Source organism: Cryobacterium flavum, from assembly GCF_900103805.1.
Lineage (GTDB): Bacteria > Actinomycetota > Actinomycetes > Actinomycetales > Microbacteriaceae > Cryobacterium > Cryobacterium flavum.
Genome location: NZ_FNIB01000002.1, coordinates 184,587 through 202,591 on the forward strand (window position 1 = coordinate 184,587; position 18,005 = coordinate 202,591).

Below are 18,005 nucleotides of genomic sequence, written 5' to 3' on the forward strand. Positions count from 1 at the left end.
TGTATGTCTGCCAAAAATCGAACCGTGAGCGGGGCTCTGGGGGGTTTCCTGGGTCTCGTCGGGATGAGCGCCGTTGCCGGCATTCTCGTGACCGCCGCCGTCGCCCCCGCCGTTGCCCTGTCCGGCATGGCCGCTACGAACACCATCAACGTGTTCGACAGCCTGCCCGAGTATCTCTCCATCGATCGGCTCTCCCAGAAGAGCAACATCTACGCGTCGACCAACGCCGAGGATCCGGTGGGTACCCGCGTACTTCTGGCCTCGTTCTACGAGCAGAACCGGGTAGACGTCGCCTCTGACGCGATCAGCCAGTTCGCCAAGGACGCAGCGATTGCCGGTGAAGACCCGCGGTTCATGGAGCACGGTGGCGTGGACATTCAGTCCAGCTTCAACGGTGCCGTGCAGACTCTGGCCGGCGGCGGCACCCGCGGCGGCTCATCGATCACGCAGCAGTATGTGAAGAACGTGCTCATTCAAAAGTGTGAGGTCATGACCGACGCCGATGCGGCGAAGTCGTGCTACGCCGATGCCACCAAGCCCACCGCCGACCGCAAGCTGCGCGAGATGCGCCTCGCCATCGGCATCGAGAAGAAGTACGAAAAAGCAGACATTCTTCGCGGCTATCTCAACATTGCCGGGTATGGCGGAACGGTCTACGGCATCGAAGCCGCCGCCAACTACTACTTCAACACCACCGCCCTCAATCTGACCCTGCCGCAGGCGGCGAGCCTGGTGGCGATCGTGAATAACCCGGTGAAGTTTCAGCTCGACCGCCCCGACAGCGAAACGAACGGCGCGGCCAACGGCTACGCTGCCAACAAGTTGCGGCGGGACTACATACTCGACGAGATGCTCAAGTACGACAAGATCGTGCAGGCCGACTACGACGCTGCCATCGCAGCGCCGATCGAGCCCGTCATCACGGTACCCAGCACCGGCTGCCAGACCGCCGGCGACAACGCCTTCTTCTGCGACTACGTCACCAAGATTCTCAAGAACGACGTGACCTTCGGCGCGACCGAGGAAGAACGCCTGGCCAACTTTAGCCAGGGCGGGTTCAACGTCTATACCACCCTCGACCTCGACCTTCAGGCAACCTCGGTTGCCGCCCTGAATGCGAACGTCCCCAAGGTCGTCAACGATTGGAACGTCGGCGGCGTCGTGTCGAGCGTCAGGGTCGGCACCGGAGCCATTCTCGTGATGGCCCAAAACAAGGACTACAGCCAGGATCCGGCCGTGCAGGCAACCGGTACCAACTACACGAGCCTCAACTACAACACCGACCACGCCTACGGCGGATCGAACGGGTTTCAACCCGGTTCTACCTACAAGGTGTTCACCCTGGCCGAGTGGCTCAAGGAAGGCCACGCGCTCACCGAGCGCGTCGACTCCCGACGCAAATCCAACTGGGGTAACTTTCAGGACAGCTGCCTCGGCGTGCAAAATTACGACAAGGACGTGCCGCCCTTCAACCCCCGCAACGACGGCGGCAGCAGCGAATCAAACCCCAACTATTCCGCACTTCAGTCCACGACAAACTCCATCAACACCGGCTTCATCGGCATGGCCAAGAAGCTCGACCTCTGCGGAATCCGCAAGACCGCGGAGAACTTCGGCGTGCACCGCGCCGACGGCGGCGACCTCGGCCAGAACGCCGCATCGGTGATCGGCACCAACGAGATCGCACCGCTCACGATGGCGGCGGCCTTCGCCGGAATCGCCAACAACGGCATGACCTGTACTCCCATCGCCATTTCCAAGATGCTCAGCTCCGACGGTACCGAGCTGCCGATTCCCAAGTCGACTTGTACGCAATCGGTCGAGCCGGCTGTGGCCGCCGGCATGCAGTACGCCATGCAGACGGTTATGACGAACGGAACGGCGCGCTCCTCTAACCGCGCTACCTCTCCCCGGCTGCCGATGATCGGTAAGACTGGAACCACCGACGCCGCCAAAGACACCTGGATGAGCGGCGCCACAACCCAGGTCGCCACCGTCGTCGGCGTGGTCAACGTCGGCGGGTCGAACTGGAAGAACCAGCGCACCTACAGTGGCCGTTTGTTCGGCAAGGATGGCTCCACGGCGCGCCACCGCATTTGGCCGGTCGTCATGTCCGCCGCCAACGCCAAGTACGGCGGAGACGATTTTCCCGAGGCGTCCTCCAGCCTGATCAACGCGGTCGCCGTCCCGGTGCCCGACGTGCGCGGCAAGTCGATAGCCGAAGCCAAGACCACCATTGAGGCGGCCGGGTTCCTGTTCGTCGACGGCGGCGTGACCAGCTCCGAGATGCCCGCCGGTACCGTGGCCAACACCGATCCGGCCGGCGGCGCGGCATCCACTCGCGGTGCCACCGTCACGGCCTTCTCGAGTGACGGCACCGGAGTCGTGATTCCCGCGCTTATCGGTAAGACCGAAGCGGATGCCCGCGCCACGCTGTCGGCCGCCCCCTACGGCTTCAGCGTGGCCAAGCTCGAACAGGCCGTGACCGACAAGGCGCAGGACGGCAAGGTGGTGGCGATTCAGCCGGGCGAGGGAACGGCCAGCCGCCCCGGTGACGGGGTGACGATCGTCATCGGCAAGTACACCGCGCCGGAACCGGCCGCATCCGGTCAAGGTGCCAACAACGGAAAGAACGGATGACAGCGCTCCGTAGCCTGGGCGAGGGCGGGCGGCTCGTCGGCGCGTCGCTCGCGGCGGCGGGCGCCTTCGGCCTGGCCGCCTTCGCCTGGGGCGCGCTCGTGGAGCGCACCCGGTTCACCCTGCGTGAGGTGAGTGTGCCGGTGCTCGCGCCGGGATCGGCGCCTATCCGGGTGCTGCACCTCTCCGATTTGCACATGGCTCCGTGGCAGAAGAACAAGCAGGAGTGGTTGCGCAGTCTCGCCGCTCTGAAGCCCGATCTCGTGGTCGACACCGGCGACAATCTCGGGCATGAAGACGGCGTCACGGGCATCGAGTATGCCCTGGCACCGTTCCGGGGAATTCCCGGTGTGTTCGTGAACGGTTCCAACGACTACATTGGTCCGCAGTTGAAGAACCCGTTCACCTACTTCGGCGGGCCGTCCAGCCGGCGTACTGTGCGCCGGGAGGAGCTCGACACCGATGCCCTCCGCCGGGTGTTCGCCGATCTCGGCTGGACCGACATCAACAACGCGGCCGAGTCTCTCGACCTCGCGGACACCCACGTGGAGTTCTTCGGCGTCGACGACCCGCACATCGGCCGCGACCGGCTCGACCTGATCACGCGGGCGATCGACGACCTACGGGCCAACGATCCGCTCGGCGATGACGTCTGGCCCGACCCGGAAGAAGCCGCGGCCCCGCGTTCCACTCTCACGGTGGGCGTGGCTCACGCGCCGTACCAACGCGTGTTGAATTCGTTCGTGAACCACGGCGCCCAGCTCATTCTGGCCGGCCACACCCACGGCGGTCAGGTCTGCGTACCCGGTTTCGGAGCGCTCGTGACCAATTGCGACATTCCGCGCCGCCAGGTGAAGGGTTTGAGCCTGTGGAACCACGGCCTGCGCACCGCCTTTTTGAACGTCTCGGCCGGTCTCGGCACCTCGATTTATGCGCCGGTTCGGTTCGCCTGCCCGCCCGAGGCGACCCTGCTGACCCTGACCGCAGCCTAACTGCCGACTCAATTCGTCGCGGGAGGCTTGGAGCGCCTATACTGATTGAGGCCCACGGGCCATCGGGGTATGGCGCAGCTTGGTAGCGCGCGTCGTTCGGGACGACGAGGTCGCAGGTTCAAATCCTGTTACCCCGACAGCAGTAAAATCAGCAGAAACATCACAAAACCCCCACTCCAATCGAGTGGGGGTTTTGTTGTAGGATCGCCTGTCGGCATCAGCGTCACTCCTGCCGAGGATCGCCGGGAGACCGGCGCAAAAGGATCTCGCGCATGACTTCTACGCCAGCCACCCCAACAACTTCCGTCGTTCCCCGCCGCGCCTGGCAGGCCCTGATCGTGCTTCTCGCCGGTATGTTCATGGCCCTGCTCGACACGACCATCGTGAACGTGGCGCTGCCGAGCATCCGCACGAGCCTCGATGCCAGCGAAGCCACCCTGTCGTGGATCATCTCCGGTTACGCCCTGGCCTTCGGCCTCGCGCTCATTCCGGCGGGCCGGGTGGGCGACCGGTACGGCCACAAGTGGGTCTTCTTCACCGGCTTGGCCCTGTTCACCCTGGCCAGCCTCGCCTGCGGACTCGCACAAAACGACCTGCAGCTCATCGTCGCCCGGGTCATTCAGGGCTTGGCCGGCGGCATGTTCGTGCCAGCCGTGACCGCCGTCATCCAACTGATGTTTCCGCCGCTGTCCCGTGGCAAGGCCTATGCCATCATGGGCTCGGTCATCGGTGTCTCGACGGCCCTCGGCCCCATCGTCGGCGGACTGATCATCGAAGCCTTCGGTGTGGAGAACGGCTGGCGACTGGTGTTCTGGGTGAACCTTCCGATTGGTGTTCTCGCCCTCATCGCCACGGTCTTTCTCCTGCCCGGCGGCGCCGCGCTCCCTGAGAAGACCCGGAGCTCGCGGGCGGGCATCGACTGGTTGGGACTCGTACTCATCTCGGTCGGTCTCGTGGCGCTCCTGGTGCCGCTGATCGAGGGTCAGGACCAGGGCTGGCCACTCTGGACTTTTCTCACCCTGGCGGCCGGCGTGCTGCTCGTGGTGGCGTTCGGTGCCTGGGAGGTGTCCGTCGCCAGGCGCAGCGGCAGCCCACTCGTGCCTCCGCACCTGTTCTCCCACCCGGCCTTCACCGGCGGTGTCATTCTCGCGCTGGTCTATTTCGCGGCGTTCACCAGCATTTTCTTCACCATTTCCATCCTCTGGCAGGCCGGCCTCGGGCACAGCGCCCTCGAGTCGGGCCTGGTCTCCATCCCCTTCGCGATCGGCACGATTCTCGGGGCCTCACAGAGCGACCGACTGGCCAAACGCCTCGGACGCACCATTCTCGTGGTCGGCGTTGCCTTCGTCACGATCGGCCTGACCTGGATCTGGCTGGTCATGCTGCTGACCACCCCAGGCGATCTGACCAACTGGCACCTGCTGCCACCTCTGTTCATTGCGGGCCTCGGCAGCGGATTCTTCATCGCCCCGAACGTGTCATTCATCGTCGCGACCGTCGATCGCGCCGAGGCGGGCGGCGCGAGCGGCGTGGTCGGCGTGATGCAGCGCGTCGGCAGCGCGGTCGGTATCGCCGTGATCGGCAGCGTCTTCTTCGGAACCCTGACCGTGATTGGCCCTGGAGCGGATGCCCTCGCCACGGCTTTCACCCACAGCGCCACCATGGCCATGGCGGTGAGCGTCGGGTTCGCCCTGCTCGCGCTCGTGCTCGTCTTTGCCCTGCCGAAACGCGTCGCCGGCAACGGCCCGGCCGCTGCCGCCGGGTAAGGCAGAGTTGACGAGTATGCAGGACCTGACATGACCGTGACTCGACGACGTCGGCACAGCCTGCTGCGCCGCGGCGCCCTGTGGATCACGCTGGTCTACCTGGTGCTGCTCGCGCTGATCGCATTCTGGCCCACGCCGGTCGACCGCAACATGCACGGATCAATCGGGGCTTTCGTGACCTGGTTACACGCGCACGAAATGCCGACCCGGTTCGGTTACGACACCATTGAGTTCACCGCCAACATCGCGCTGTTCGTTCCAGTGGGCCTGCTCGTCGTCGTGCTCGCAGGAGCGCGCCGCTGGTGGCTCGGCCCGGTGGCTGGCGCCCTGATCAGCGCCATGATCGAGCTCGGCCAGCTGATTTTTCTGCCGGAACGGTTCGCGACCGTGAACGACGTTGTCGCCAACAGTCTCGGGGCACTACTCGGCACGGGTCTCGCGCTCGTCGTGCTGCGATTCGCCCTCGGACCGCGCCAGACGCCCCACCCGATCCACCTTCGCTAACATTTCGGGTTGGACCTCGTCGTTTCTCTCTGCTACCTTCGGCAGAATGAAGCGTCGAGAGTTTCTCACTTTATCAACTGCTGGCGCAGCCACGCTCGGCTTGGGTGCGCTCGGCGCACCCGCCGCGTTCGCTGCCACCGCCCCGAAACTACCCGGGGAGGTGTCGCGCCTGTCGAATGTGCTCACCCAAAAGGGACGGAAGCTCTACGACAACGTTGAGGTGGACATCGGCGGCGATCGTGCCCGCCTGTTCATTCCGCAGACAATCTCGATGAACTCGACCGCCGCCATCGGTGCCGTGTGGTTCTATCACGCAGCCTCCAGCTCCCACAACGCGCTGAACGGCGGCTTCAAATACCCGGGCGAATTGGTGGTCGACCAGAACAGCATCGCCATCTGCATCAATGCCGGCGGCACCCAGTACACCAACTCCATCGCCACGACTGCCCAGAAGAACGCCTGGACCTACCTGAACTCGCTCTACACCGTGCGTCGCAATTTTCTGCGCGCGACCTCCTTTGGCGGGTCGCTGGCCTGCTACACCTACGGCAAGAAGCTCATCCCCTACATTCGCGGCCTGTACATGGTGAACGGCCTCTATGACAACGAGTGGCTCTACGCCTACGACACCAAGAATCAGGCGCACGTCGGCGACGCCTACAACAACGACCCCACCCTGATCAAGGGCACCAACCCGGCGCGCATCAGCGCAACACCGTGGACCAATAGCCGGGTCAAGGTGCTCGTCTCCGATGATGCCCACCCCGATAACGTCGTCGTGCCGAGCAAGAACGGCCTCGCTCTGGTCAACAAGATCAAGCTCGTCGCCGCCGACACCCAGGTGATGTATCACACGCTCGGCCACGAAACGCCGGGCTTCGCCCACACCGACATGATCAAAACCTTCGCCCAGTGGTCGGTATAACACCGTGGTCGGTCTGAGACACGGGACGGTCTAGCAGGGAGGCACTTGTGGCCAGCACAATCGATCGCACCCGGGTCGACTGGGTCGACGGTGCCAAAGGCATTGCCATTCTGCTCGTGGCCCTCGCGCACGCCGTGCAGTGGACGGTTCTCTCCGGCCTCGCCCCGGAGCTGTGGAACAAGATCAACCTGGTGTTCATCGTGTTTCGCATGCCGCTGTTCTTTCTCGCCTCCGGGCTGTTTGCCGGCTCCATCATCAAACGCACCTGGCCGGCGCTCTGGCGCACCCGGCTGAGCCTGCTGGTGTGGGCGCTGCTGCTGTGGACGGTCATCCGTTTCGCGTATTTCTCGCTGCTGCCGAACCCCGCGGGCTTCGATGAGACCAACCCGATCGACCTGCTGCTCGCCCCCGTGCGCCCGAGCAATGGCCTCTGGTTTCTCTACGCCCTCGCGTTGTTCTTCGTGGCCGCGAAACTGATGCTCAATCGCGTCGACTGGCGGGTGCAGATCGGTGTTGCCGCCGTGTTGTCGGTGTTGTTCTTCGCGCGCGCGGACACCGGCAACATCGCCTGGAACGGAATCGGCCGCTACTTCGTGTTCTTTCTGCTCGGCTGCTACCTGCGCGAATGGATCCTGGCCTTCGTGAACCGGCCCAGCCGGTTCGGCGCTCTCGGGCTGGGGCTCGGTTTCGGTGCGGGCTTCCTCGTGCTGGCCGGAGTGATTCTCACCGTCGACGCCCGGGTGCCGTTCATCACAGGCAGCCTCGTGCTGGTGAGCCTCGCCGCCCTCGGCGCCGGCCTGCTCCTGGCCCGGTTTCTGGTGGGCTTTCGCGCGTTCACCTGGCTGACCTATGTGGGCCGCAACACCCTGCCGATCTACGTGGTGCACGTTCTCTTCGTCTCCGCCATCACCAGCCTGCTGCTGCTCGCGCGCGGCCAGGCCTGGCTCGACCGCCTCGCCCCGGTGCTGCCCCTGATCGTCGCCGGAGGCGCCGTCGCTGCCTCGCTGTTGTTCTGGCGCCTGGTGCGCGACCTGCCGGTGCTGCGCTACGGATTCGCCGTGCCGACCTGGTTCTCCGGTCGCCCGCCGGTCGCGGCGGTGAAATCCCGACCAGCAGAGCGGATGCTGCCGCGCAGCGAGTGAGGCACCCCCGTCGGCAGCGCGCGCTGATCGTGCTCACCGGCCTCGTGCTGCTGACCGTGGGCTTCCTGGCCATCACCACGCGAACGGTCATGTTTCCGCGCGAGGACCAACCGGTCGCCGCCGACGCTATCGTCGTGCTCGGCGGACTCGGCAGCGCCGCCGTGGTGGCGAAGGCCGTGCACCTCGCCCAGGCCGGCTACAGCGGAAAGATCTTCATCTCCGACGCGTTCGGCGGTGATACCCGACCGGCGAATCTGTGTGCGCGAGCGGTGCCGGTACCGGGCACGGCGATTACCGTGGAGTGTTTCGATCCACACCCCACAACGACCCGCGGTGAGGCCGAGGCCATCGCGGCGTTTGCGACCGAACGCGGCTGGAACCGGGTGATCGTGGTCACCTCGAGCTACCACGTGAGCCGGGCCCGGGTGCAGATCAGCCGGTGCTACGCGGGGGAACTCGCGGTGATCGGCGCCGCACAGCCGATGGATCCCGGCAAATGGGCCTACCAGTTCGTCTACCAGAGCGCCGGATTTCTGAAGGCGCAGTTCACGCCCTCATGTTGACCCAAATACCGATTTTCACACCATTGCGCTGGTGCTGAGGAAAATTCACGTGTTATCGTTGCGGCTATTCGCACCAATAGTGCTGCGCAATACCCGAACTATTCACTGCGCCAACACTGCGCCACTACTACCCGAGGCGGCCGATGTTCGATTCCACCCTGCGCCGATTGAGGAGCACGCCGGTCGTTCTGGTCGTGCTCGCCGCACTGTTCGTCATTGTGTCCAGCGTCGTGCTGCCCCGATTCATCACCACAGTGGGCATCATTCTGATTCCACTCACCCTGCTCGCCTTTGCCGCCGTCGTCACCCTGTTCCTGCTGCCGGCGCACATCCTGCCGGCCGTCGCGCTCGTCACCTTCGCGCTGATTCCGGCGCGCATCCTGCCGCAGGACGGCCCGATCGGCGCCCTGCCGCTGACCACCATGATCATCGTCATCTGGGCCCTGCGACGCCTGCTGCCAACGAAAACGGATGCCAGCCCCGCGACCCCGCCGGCCCCCTTCCGGTCGGCCACCCGCTACTTCGCCCTGCTGTTTCTGGTCTGGACACTGTTCACCCTCGCGCGCACCACCGACCTGCAGGCGAGCCTGGGTTGGATGATCAGCTTCAGCGCTGCCGTTCTGCTGCCGCTATGCATCGGCACCAGCACCCGAGAGGCGTACTGGATTCGCCGCACCTGGCTACTGCTCGGAGCCTGGCTCGGTGCCTACGCGGTCGTCGAAGGGGTTCTGCGTTTCAACCCGATTTGGGGCACCCTGTTCTCGGCGCTCGGGCTGACCGACCACCAGCACTGGTCGGTGTATCGGGCCGACGCGTCATTCGGGCATCCGCTCTTCGCGGCCCTGTTTTTTGCCGTCGCCTGCGCCTTGGCCATTGGCATCTGGCTGCGGGAGAACTCCAAGCTCGCGCTCGCCGCGGCCGTCTTCAGTAGCCTCGGCCTGGTCACCACCGTCTCGCGCGGGGCGATTCTCGCCGCTGCCATCGCCATCGGTTTCGCCTACGCGGTGTCGCTCGTGCTGCGCGGCGAAAAGCGCTGGGGCAAATTCGCCCTGCTGGCCGGGCTCTTTGTCATTGCCGTGGTGGGATTGTTCCAGTTCGATGCCTTCACCGCTCGCAACAACTCCGTCGAAGCCGAGCTCTCTTCGCAGGCCCGCGACCTCGGCGTGTGGGTGTCGGTACAGGCCGCGAATCTCACCGGCTGGATCGGGTCGGGCCCTGGCACGTCCGGCATCACCGGGCGCCTGTTCAACGAGGTCACCATCGAGAACTCGCTGCTGCAGCTGCTCATCAGTATCGGCCTGCCCGGCCTGGCGCTGTTCCTGCTCATGATCGGCTCGGCCATTGCCCACGCTCTGTCCCGCAGGGCGGTCGGCGCTGCCGCCGCCCTGGCGGCGTACACGGTGTGCATCGCCGGCTTCAACGCGATCGACGCACTGCGCCCGATGCACCTGTTGCTAGGCCTGCTGCTGATTCTGGCGCTGAATCCCAGCAGAGCGGATGCCGCCGGCCCGCTCGAATCCGGCCGCGCACCCACTGCGCGGCGGGCATCTGGTGCCCCAAACGGGGGTATGCACGACTCTGACGCAGGAGCTCCCTGCACGCTACGCTAAACCGAGAGATTCTCACGTTTGAGTTGATCCGTTTAGCCGCTCTGTTTAGCCGATCCGTTTCACCGGCCCGTAAGGGGAATGGGCATGATGACAGCATTTAATGGACACCTGACAGTTTTACAATCGCTGAGTCCGCCCGACGGCACCACCCGGTACGTCAACCAGGTCGTCGAGGGCGCTCCCGATGCGGTGACCATGCGATTCTTTTCCTGGCGCACCGCGCTGCTCGGCCGCTATGACGTCTTTCACGTGCACTGGCCGGAGCTGCTCATCCGCGCGCCGAGGCCGCTGAAGGCCCGGCTGCGCCGCGGTGCGCTGTACGCCCTGCTGCTGCGCGCCAAGCTGCAGCGCATTCCGATCGTGCGCACCGCGCACAACATGACCCCGCACGAGGCGGCCGGTCACGATGCCGAAACTCGCGCGCTGGACGCGCTCGACGCTCGCACGGCCCTCGTAATCCGGCTCAACCCCACCACACCGGTCGAGCCCGAGTCCCGGGCGGTCACCATTTTGCACGGCCACTATCGCGACCGTTTCAGCGGCATGCCGCGGCCAGACTCGGTGACGGGGCGCATCCTCTATTTCGGTTTGATCCGCCCGTACAAGGGTGTCGAAACGCTGCTGCAGGTGTTCCGGGCGTTACCTCGGCCCGACCTGACGCTGCGCATTGTGGGCCGGCCGTCGAGCGGGCTGGGTGAGATCATCAGCACCGAAACCGCCCGCGATGCGCGGATCAGCTCCGTGCTGCGTTTCGTCTCCGACGAGGAATTGGTGATCGAGGTCGGCGGGGCCGAACTGGTCGTGCTGCCCTACCGCGAAATGCACAACTCCGGGGTGCTGCTCGTGGCACTGTCGCTCGATCGACCGGTGCTCGTGCCGTCGACAGCCTCGAACCGGGCGCTGTCCGAGGAGGTCGGCCCCGACTGGATCTACCTCTACGAGGGCGACCTCACTCCGGAGATCCTGCTCGGCACCCTCGAGCGGATGCGCGCGGCCGGCCCGCGACCGCGCCCGCAGCTCTCCGGGCGCGACTGGAAAACGCTCGGCCTGCAGAGCTATCACACCTACCTGCGGGCCCTGCAGCTGACCGGTCGCACCGTGGCTGCCGGGCGGAGCATCCGTTGACCGCCACGATGCAGCCGGGAACCCCCGAGAAGCCCCGCTCGACCGCCGGACTTGGCCGCACTGCGGGGCGCGGAGCATCGACCACCCTGGTCGGCCAGCTCATTCGCATCGGCGTGCAGCTCGGCGGCATCGTCGTGCTCGGCCGACTGCTCGACCCGAGCGACTACGGCCTCGTCGCCTCGGTCGCTGCCATCATCGGCGTCGGCGAGGTGCTGCGCAACTTCGGGCTGTCGTCGGCCGCCATTCAGGTGCGCGACCTCAGCCGGCACCAGAAAGACAACCTGTTCTGGATCAACAGCCTGATCGGGCTCGCGCTCATGCTGCTCGCGGTACTGTTCAGCCCGCTCATCGCCACCCTGTACGGCGACGACCGGCTCGTGCTGCTCACCCAGGTGCTCGCCGGAACGTTTCTGCTCAACGGCCTGGCCACCCAGTTTCGCGCGGACCTCAACCGCAACTTTCACTTCGTGGCCCTGGCCGGGTCGGAGATCGGCGCGCAGGTCGGCGGCCTCTTCGTCGGTATCGTGATGGCCCTGAACGGCTTCGGCTACTGGGCTCTCGCCGGGCAGCAGATCAGCCAGGGCATTCTCACCATCATCATTCTCATTCCGGTCACCACCTGGTTTCCCGGCTGGTATCACCGCGCCGCGCCCATGCGCCACCTGATCGTGTTCGGGTCGAACCTGGCCGGTACCCAGCTGCTCGGCTACGCCAGTCGCAACACCGACACGATCGTGATCGGTGCCACCCTCGGTGCCGGCCCGCTCGGCCTGTACAACCGGGCGTTCCAGCTGCTGCTGCTGCCGCTCAACCAGATCAACGGTCCGTCCACCCGGGTGGCCCTGCCGGTGCTGGCCCGGCTGCAGGACGACCCGCCCAAGTACGACCGGTTCATTCTGCTCGGGCAGACGATCATGCTGCACGCGGTCACCATCGTGCTCGCCTTCTCCTGCGCCCAGGCCCTGCCGATCATCAGCATCGCGCTCGGCAGCCGGTGGCTGGGTTCCGCACCGATCTTTCAGATTCTCGCCATAGCCGGATTCTTCGAAGCCGCCGCCTACGCCACCTATTGGGTGTTCCTGTCGAAGGATGCCACCAAGCAGAACCTGTATTTCGCCCTCACCACTCGGCCGTTGCTGGTGGCCTTCGTGCTGGTCGGTTCGCTCTGGGGCGTCTACGGCGTCGCCGCCGGGTACTCGATCGGCGTCGCGCTGATCTGGCCGATCGGCCTCTGGTGGATCAGCCGGGTAACGGATGCGCCGGCGCGCGCCATGTTCCTGGCTGGCGTGCGCGCCATTCTCGGTTACGGTTTCGCCACCGGCGTCAGCTGGGCCGCCGTGCAGTGGATTCCGATCGAGCTTCCGTTCGCGCGCGTCGCCCTCGGCGGAGTCGCGCTGCTCGCCGCGATCGGCCTGGTCATGCTGATCTGGCCGATTTTTCGCCGCGATGTGCGCTCGATCACCCAGGCCCGCAACTTTCTGCGCTCCGCGAAGGCGTCGAAATCGGGCAGCCCCAGCGTTGATATCGACACCGACCAGCTGTCCCCCGCCCGCATCCCGGCGCGGACCCGCACGGCCGGCCGCACCCGGCTGCGCATCATCCGCCGGTTGGACCGGGTCGTGCACGGCCTGGCCGCGGCATCCGCTCTGCCGTATCTGCGCGACCGCGCTGCGCTGCAACACGCGACCAACCAGCTGCGCCCGTTCGATCTGCGCGCCCAGCGGTGGCATGTTCTCGTCGCACCGCCCGGCGAAGGCAATATCGGCGACCAGGCCATGGTCGAAGCTTTTCTTGAAAACGTGGAGGGACCGGTGCAGGTGCTCGTGCGCCGGCCGGCGGACGTGCGGATTCCCACGCAGCATGCCTCGCGGGCGCACCTCGTACCGATTCCGCACCTGATCTACGGTACCGGGCGGGTACACCGCCAGGCTATGGCCCTGCTGGCTCCGGTACTCGACGGAGCCCGGTCGCTGACCGTGATCGGCGCCGATATCATGGACGGCGCCTACAGCGTGCGCGCCTCCTCCCGGCGAGCGGATGTTGCCAGCCTGGCCCGCAGCATCGGCGTCGAAGCGCGCATTCTCGGCTTCAGCTGGAACGGCCACGCCAATGTGGGAGTGCGCCGGTCGCTCGCCCGGGCCGGCCGGATGGGCACGCGGTTGCAGCTGCGCGACCCGGTATCCAGCGAGCGCGCCCGCACCGATCGCTTCGAGAACGTGGTGGATGTCGCCGACGCCGTGTTCGCCGCCCGCACCAGTTGTAGCCTGGCGGTGACGGAATATCTCGGGGCCACACCGGCCCGGTACGCCGTGGTCAACGCGAGCGCGCTGGTTGGCCGCAGCTTCGACCAGACCACGGAGTACGCCCGAATCGTCACGGCACTGCTGGAGGCGGGGCTCCGCGTGGTGTTACTGCCGCACGTCGTGCGCACCAGCGGTGACGACGCGGCCGCCTGCCGAGCCGTGTTCGACCGGCTGGCCGCCTCTGGCGGGCTGACGGATTCCGGAGTGGTCCTGGTGAACCGGCTGCTCAGCCCGGCCGAAGTGCGCGGGCTGTGCGCCGGCGCCGACATCGTACTGACCGGTCGCATGCACCTGGCCGTGCAGGCCATGTTCCACGAGGTGCCCGCCGTTGCCTTGTCAACCCAGGGCAAGGTCGCCGGCATGATGCGGCTCTTTGACACGCAGGAACTGTGCGTCGAACCGGGCGTCGGCTTAGCCGAGCGCATGATCCCGGTGGCCCTGGCCGTGTTGGCCGAGCGAGAGAGCTATCGCGATCGGCTTGCCGCGCGGCTGCCCGAGGTGCAGCGCCTGGCCGCTCTGAACTTCTCGGGATTGCCGAGTGCAACGCGTTCCCATTCCCCTGCCCTGACGGCCCCGAGCCCGACTCCCCACAGACAAGGCCCCGCATGACACTCTCCTCACCGCCCCCGCCCGACTATGAGCGCGGGCACCCAGCCCTGCGACGCATCCTCTTTGTTATTCCGTCACTGCACGGTGGCGGGGCAGAATTCGTGGCCCGCACCTGGATGGGCTGGCTCGCCGACCAGGGCTACGAGGTGAGCGTCGTGCTCACCGCCGCCGAGGTGAAGCCGGAGTACCTGCCTGACGGGGTTGAAGCCATTTCTCTCTCTGCCCAGCACGGCCATGTGCGGAAAGCCTCCGCGCTGCGCCGCCGCCTGCTCGACTGGCAGCCCGACGTGGCGATATCCCTGCAGGCGCACCCCAATCTGGTGCTGCTGACGGCAGCCCGCCTGATTCCGGTGCGACTGCGGCCGCGCGTGCTGGTGAGCGAGCGCAACCTGGTGTCGCTCGGACTGCCCGGTTCGGGCCTCGCCCACCGGGTGAAGATCTGGTTCGCCAAGCGCCTGTATCGGTGGGCCGACCACGTGATCGCCATCTCACATCCGGTCGCCGCGGAAATGGTCGCGGCTTTCGGGGTGCGCGGCGACCGCATCACCGTCGTCGCCAACCCGGCGACCGCGAAGCTGCGCGGAACCCCGCGCGGGCCGGGTACGACCGCGGCGCGGGTCGAGGTGAGTGGTGACGGTACCGCTCCGGCCGAAGCGGGCGGCACGACCATCCTGGAGCGATCCGAACGGCGGCCGGGGTCGGCCAATGGCATTCAAATCGTGCTGGCCTGCCGGCTGGTGGCGCAGAAGCGTCCGCTGCTCGCCATCGCGGCCGCAGCGGAGCTCGCCCGTCGCGGCGTGGCCGTCGAGGTCGTCTCCTTCGGCGGCGGCCCGCTGCTCGACGACGTGCAGGCCGCGGCCCGACAGGAGCACGTGGTCTTTCACCACCGCGGCTGGGTCGAGAACTGGTTCGACCACTTCGGCGACAACGCGGTGGCCCTGCTCACCTCGAGCCGGGAAGGCTTCGGCAATGTGCTCGTGGAGGCCGCGGCGGCCGGCTATCCGGCGGTCGCCGTGTCGGGGGCACTCGGGGTAGCGGATGCGATTGTGCCCGGTATCACGGGGGAACTCGCGCTGTCCGCTCATCCGGTTGACCTCGCCGACGCCATCCTGCGGGCAGCCGAGCTGCCGCTCGACAACATCGAACCCTGGCTGGCCCGATTCTCGGAGGAAGCCAGCGGCTCCGACCTGGAACGAGTGCTGCTGCGGGTTGTGGAGCGCACATGAGAATCTTCGCCTCGGCCATGGGCCAGATCGACAATGTCGGCGACACCGTGTTGCGGCGGGCCTTTTTCGAGGCGCTGCGCGGGGCCGGCGAACTGCAGGTGTTCGTGGGCGCCCGATCGGATGCCTATCTGAGTGGGCTCGGCCTGCACGACGAAGACCGGGTCTACCGCACCAGCGCCGAGTGGCGACGAGAGATTTCGCGGTCGACGCTGCGGGAGGCATCCGTGTATGCCTTCAACTCCGGCGAAATTGAGCTGCAGCGCGCCTACGCGCTGCGCTATCTGCGGTTGGCGCCACACCTAGCGCTCAACCGGCTGCGCGGCGGCCATGCCGTGCACGCCGGGTTCGGCGTGCGGCAGAAGACCGGCTGGCGCATTCCGGTAGCGGCTACCCTGCGCCTGTGCGACCTGGTGGCCTGGCGCGACGCCTACAGCCGTTCCGCGATGGGGCTCGGCCGTATCGCTCCCGACTGGGCCTTCGCCACGGGAGCAGCGGATGCCGACCTGATCGCGTCCACCGCGGATCGCCCGCTGCTCGCAGTCTCGGTGCGCTACAACGGGCGACGCCCCGACGCGGCCTGGCTCGCGGCGCTCCGCGGTCTGGCCGACACTCTCGGGCTCGAGATCGTCACCGTGTCGCAGATTGAACGCGACGGGCCACTCGCCGAAGAACTCGCGGTCTCACTCGGCGGCACGGCCCTGGTCTGGGACGGCCCGGACCATGCAACACAGGAGCTTCGCCTGCGCGAGGTGTACCAGCGGTCGCTGCTCGTGGTGAGTGACCGGCTGCACGCCGCCGTGATCGGGCTGACCGAGGGCGTACTGCCGCTCGTGATCGCTGACGCTGGGCCGTCGAAGGCGGCCCGCAGCCTCGACGCGGTCGGCATCAAGGGCGCCACGATCGGCTGGACGTTGCCCGACCCGGCGGCGCTCGAGCGCCGGTCTCGCGACGTGATCAGCCGCCGGGAGCCGATCCTGCGCCACGTCGTGGAGGCCCGCGCTTCTCTGCGGGAGCTGACCGACACCATTCGAAAGCTCACGGCGTGAACGGGGGGCACGCCGCCGGGCGGTCAGAGGCGGTCGCGCATCCGGTCGTGAGCGTCATTGTTCCGGCCTACAACGCGGAGGAATTTCTTCAAGACGCCATCAAGAACCTGCTGCAGCAGACGCTCACCGTTTCCGCCGCCGGGTCGGTCGAGATCATCGTGGTCGACGACGGCTCAACGGATGCGACGGCCCAGATCGGCGCGCGGGCTGCAGCCGCCCACGCCAGCGTTTCGTATTTTCGACAGGAGCAGAACGGCGGAGTCGCCCGCGCCCGGGCCCGCGCGGTGGCTGAGAGCCGCGGCGAATTTCTGTGGTTCGTCGATTGTGATGACGACTGGGCGGTGTCGGCGCTCGAGAAACTCGTGGCGGCGGCCCGGTCGACCGGCGCCGACGTGATCGTCTGCGGCGCCGAATACGTCTATCCCGGCCAGCGGCGCCCGTTAGCTGCGCCGCCGCTGAATGGTCCGATCAGCGGCGCCGAGGCTTTTGGAATGCTGCTCGACGGCGAGCTCACCGGGCACCTGTGGAACAAGCTGTTCCGACGGGAGCTCACCCGTGAGATCGAGTTCACCCCGGCCCGGGTGCACTCCGACCTGGCCATGGTCGCCCAACTGCTCGCCGCGGCCACTCACGTGGCCGTCATCAGCGACGTGCTGTATTCCTACGTCGTGCGCGGTGGGTCGATCATCCGCTCGGGGTCGCGCCGAGCGGAGTCGCTGCTGCTGGTGGAGCAGGCCGTCACCACTGCGGCGATCACCCTCGACACTCGCATCATCGGATCGAACTCGTACGGGTACTTTCGGCTGCGCTACGTGCTGCTCTCCGGGCTGAAGGACGCCCTGAGCGGCCCGTACGACGCCGACGAACGCGACGAGATCGTCGCCGATCTGCGCTCCCGGCTCACCTGGCGGCTGGTGCTGCTCGCTGCGCGTCGTGGCGACTGGAAGCGCCTCGCGCTGGCCGGCTCGGCGAAGGTCAGTGTGCCGCTGCACCGCCGGGTGCTGCGCCTGGCCGCCGAGCAGGGTGAGCGCTGAGCCTGTGGAGGCTGCAGCGGGCGAGCTGCGCAGAGACGTCACGCGGAGAGGCGCCATTCTGGGCGTTTTCACAGGAAAGTGAAACGGATTCGACTTTGGCTCTCGATAGGCTCGGGACCACAGTGCAATCCGAATAGTCCCCTACGATCTCGGTCTTAGAACGCTGAATACGCATCGCACCCCAACGACCCGGCCAGCATCCGGCACGAAGCGAACCGTCGAAAGACTCGCCCGCTACAGATCACCGGAATATCTCCAACCTGACCGAATCGTAGAGATCGACGAACCGATTCTCGGGCGAGAATTCACCCGCTCCTGCCCTGCGATACGGCTCTGCCAGCATCCGCGCCGCTCGCGCACCAGCTGTCCATTCGCGAACCTGACTCTCCGGAGGACTCCACCGTGCACCTGTTCCGCAACCACCCCCAACGCAAACCGGCTGACCGCACGCCGACTTCCCGCACACTCCCCCGCCCGCGCGCATCCACTCGCCACGCTCTGACTATTGTCGCCGCCTTCACTG

Annotated in this window: 13 protein-coding genes and 1 tRNA gene; all 14 read left to right on the forward strand. The window is 66.5% G+C overall.

The window, feature by feature from the left end:
• Nucleotides 1-24: 24 nt before the first annotated feature.
• The 14 genes from BLS91_RS03155 (at nt 25) to BLS91_RS03215 (ending at nt 17,482) form a co-directional block, all read left to right on the forward strand.
• Nucleotides 25-2,640 (forward strand): transglycosylase domain-containing protein, encoded by a 2,616-nt coding sequence (locus tag BLS91_RS03155; protein ID WP_241983024.1) that lies wholly within the window; start codon nt 25-27, stop codon nt 2,638-2,640.
• Complete coding sequence (locus BLS91_RS03160; protein ID WP_092339142.1) at nt 2,637-3,629, forward strand: metallophosphoesterase; 993 nt, start codon at nt 2,637-2,639, stop codon at nt 3,627-3,629. The genes BLS91_RS03155 and BLS91_RS03160 overlap by 4 nt, the downstream gene beginning before the upstream one ends.
• A gap of 63 nt (nt 3,630-3,692) precedes the next feature.
• A tRNA-Pro gene (locus BLS91_RS03165) sits at nt 3,693-3,766 on the forward strand.
• Between the two features lie 135 nt (nt 3,767-3,901).
• Complete coding sequence (locus tag BLS91_RS03170; RefSeq protein ID WP_092339144.1) at nt 3,902-5,395, forward strand: DHA2 family efflux MFS transporter permease subunit; 1,494 nt, start codon at nt 3,902-3,904, stop codon at nt 5,393-5,395.
• Between the two features lie 30 nt (nt 5,396-5,425).
• Nucleotides 5,426-5,899: a VanZ family protein gene (locus BLS91_RS03175; protein ID WP_092339146.1), complete on the forward strand. Its 474-nt coding sequence runs from the start codon at nt 5,426-5,428 to the stop codon at nt 5,897-5,899.
• A gap of 46 nt (nt 5,900-5,945) precedes the next feature.
• A complete protein-coding gene (locus BLS91_RS03180; protein WP_092339148.1) occupies nt 5,946-6,824 on the forward strand; it encodes a hypothetical protein in 879 nt (292 codons plus the stop codon).
• Between the two features lie 47 nt (nt 6,825-6,871).
• Complete coding sequence (locus tag BLS91_RS03185) at nt 6,872-7,966, forward strand: acyltransferase family protein (protein ID WP_092339150.1); 1,095 nt, start codon at nt 6,872-6,874, stop codon at nt 7,964-7,966.
• The gene (locus tag BLS91_RS03190) at nt 7,963-8,529 is read left to right on the forward strand and encodes a YdcF family protein (protein ID WP_092339152.1); all 567 of its coding nucleotides are present in this window, start codon (nt 7,963-7,965) and stop codon (nt 8,527-8,529) included. The genes BLS91_RS03185 and BLS91_RS03190 overlap by 4 nt, the downstream gene beginning before the upstream one ends.
• 143 nt (nt 8,530-8,672) lie before the next feature.
• Nucleotides 8,673-10,139: an O-antigen ligase family protein gene (locus BLS91_RS03195; protein WP_092339154.1), complete on the forward strand. Its 1,467-nt coding sequence runs from the start codon at nt 8,673-8,675 to the stop codon at nt 10,137-10,139.
• Nucleotides 10,140-10,223: 84 nt separating this feature from the next.
• Complete coding sequence (locus BLS91_RS03200) at nt 10,224-11,264, forward strand: glycosyltransferase (protein ID WP_092339500.1); 1,041 nt, start codon at nt 10,224-10,226, stop codon at nt 11,262-11,264.
• The gene (locus BLS91_RS19845; protein ID WP_134505175.1) at nt 11,261-14,176 is read left to right on the forward strand and encodes an oligosaccharide flippase family protein; all 2,916 of its coding nucleotides are present in this window, start codon (nt 11,261-11,263) and stop codon (nt 14,174-14,176) included. The genes BLS91_RS03200 and BLS91_RS19845 overlap by 4 nt, the downstream gene beginning before the upstream one ends.
• Nucleotides 14,173-15,402 (forward strand): glycosyltransferase, encoded by a 1,230-nt coding sequence (locus tag BLS91_RS03210; RefSeq protein WP_092339156.1) that lies wholly within the window; start codon nt 14,173-14,175, stop codon nt 15,400-15,402. The genes BLS91_RS19845 and BLS91_RS03210 overlap by 4 nt, the downstream gene beginning before the upstream one ends.
• Complete coding sequence (locus tag BLS91_RS19850; RefSeq protein WP_159433817.1) at nt 15,399-16,448, forward strand: polysaccharide pyruvyl transferase family protein; 1,050 nt, start codon at nt 15,399-15,401, stop codon at nt 16,446-16,448. The genes BLS91_RS03210 and BLS91_RS19850 overlap by 4 nt, the downstream gene beginning before the upstream one ends.
• Nucleotides 16,445-17,482 carry a glycosyltransferase family 2 protein gene (locus BLS91_RS03215; RefSeq protein WP_159433818.1) on the forward strand — a complete coding sequence of 346 codons (1,038 nt, stop codon included), beginning with the start codon at nt 16,445-16,447 and terminating at the stop codon, nt 17,480-17,482. The genes BLS91_RS19850 and BLS91_RS03215 overlap by 4 nt, the downstream gene beginning before the upstream one ends.
• Nucleotides 17,483-18,005: the final 523 nt, after the last annotated feature.

Coding starts and splice junctions, on each gene's coding strand:
- BLS91_RS03160 (WP_092339142.1), top strand. CDS start 2,637: ATGACAGCGCTCCGTAGCCTGGGCGAGGGCGGGCGGCTCGTCGGCGCG.
- BLS91_RS03170 (WP_092339144.1), top strand. CDS start 3,902: ATGACTTCTACGCCAGCCACCCCAACAACTTCCGTCGTTCCCCGCCGC.
- BLS91_RS03175 (WP_092339146.1), top strand. CDS start 5,426: ATGACCGTGACTCGACGACGTCGGCACAGCCTGCTGCGCCGCGGCGCC.
- BLS91_RS03180 (WP_092339148.1), top strand. CDS start 5,946: ATGAAGCGTCGAGAGTTTCTCACTTTATCAACTGCTGGCGCAGCCACG.
- BLS91_RS03195 (WP_092339154.1), top strand. CDS start 8,673: ATGTTCGATTCCACCCTGCGCCGATTGAGGAGCACGCCGGTCGTTCTG.
- BLS91_RS03200 (WP_092339500.1), top strand. CDS start 10,224: ATGATGACAGCATTTAATGGACACCTGACAGTTTTACAATCGCTGAGT.
- BLS91_RS03210 (WP_092339156.1), top strand. CDS start 14,173: ATGACACTCTCCTCACCGCCCCCGCCCGACTATGAGCGCGGGCACCCA.
- BLS91_RS19850 (WP_159433817.1), top strand. CDS start 15,399: ATGAGAATCTTCGCCTCGGCCATGGGCCAGATCGACAATGTCGGCGAC.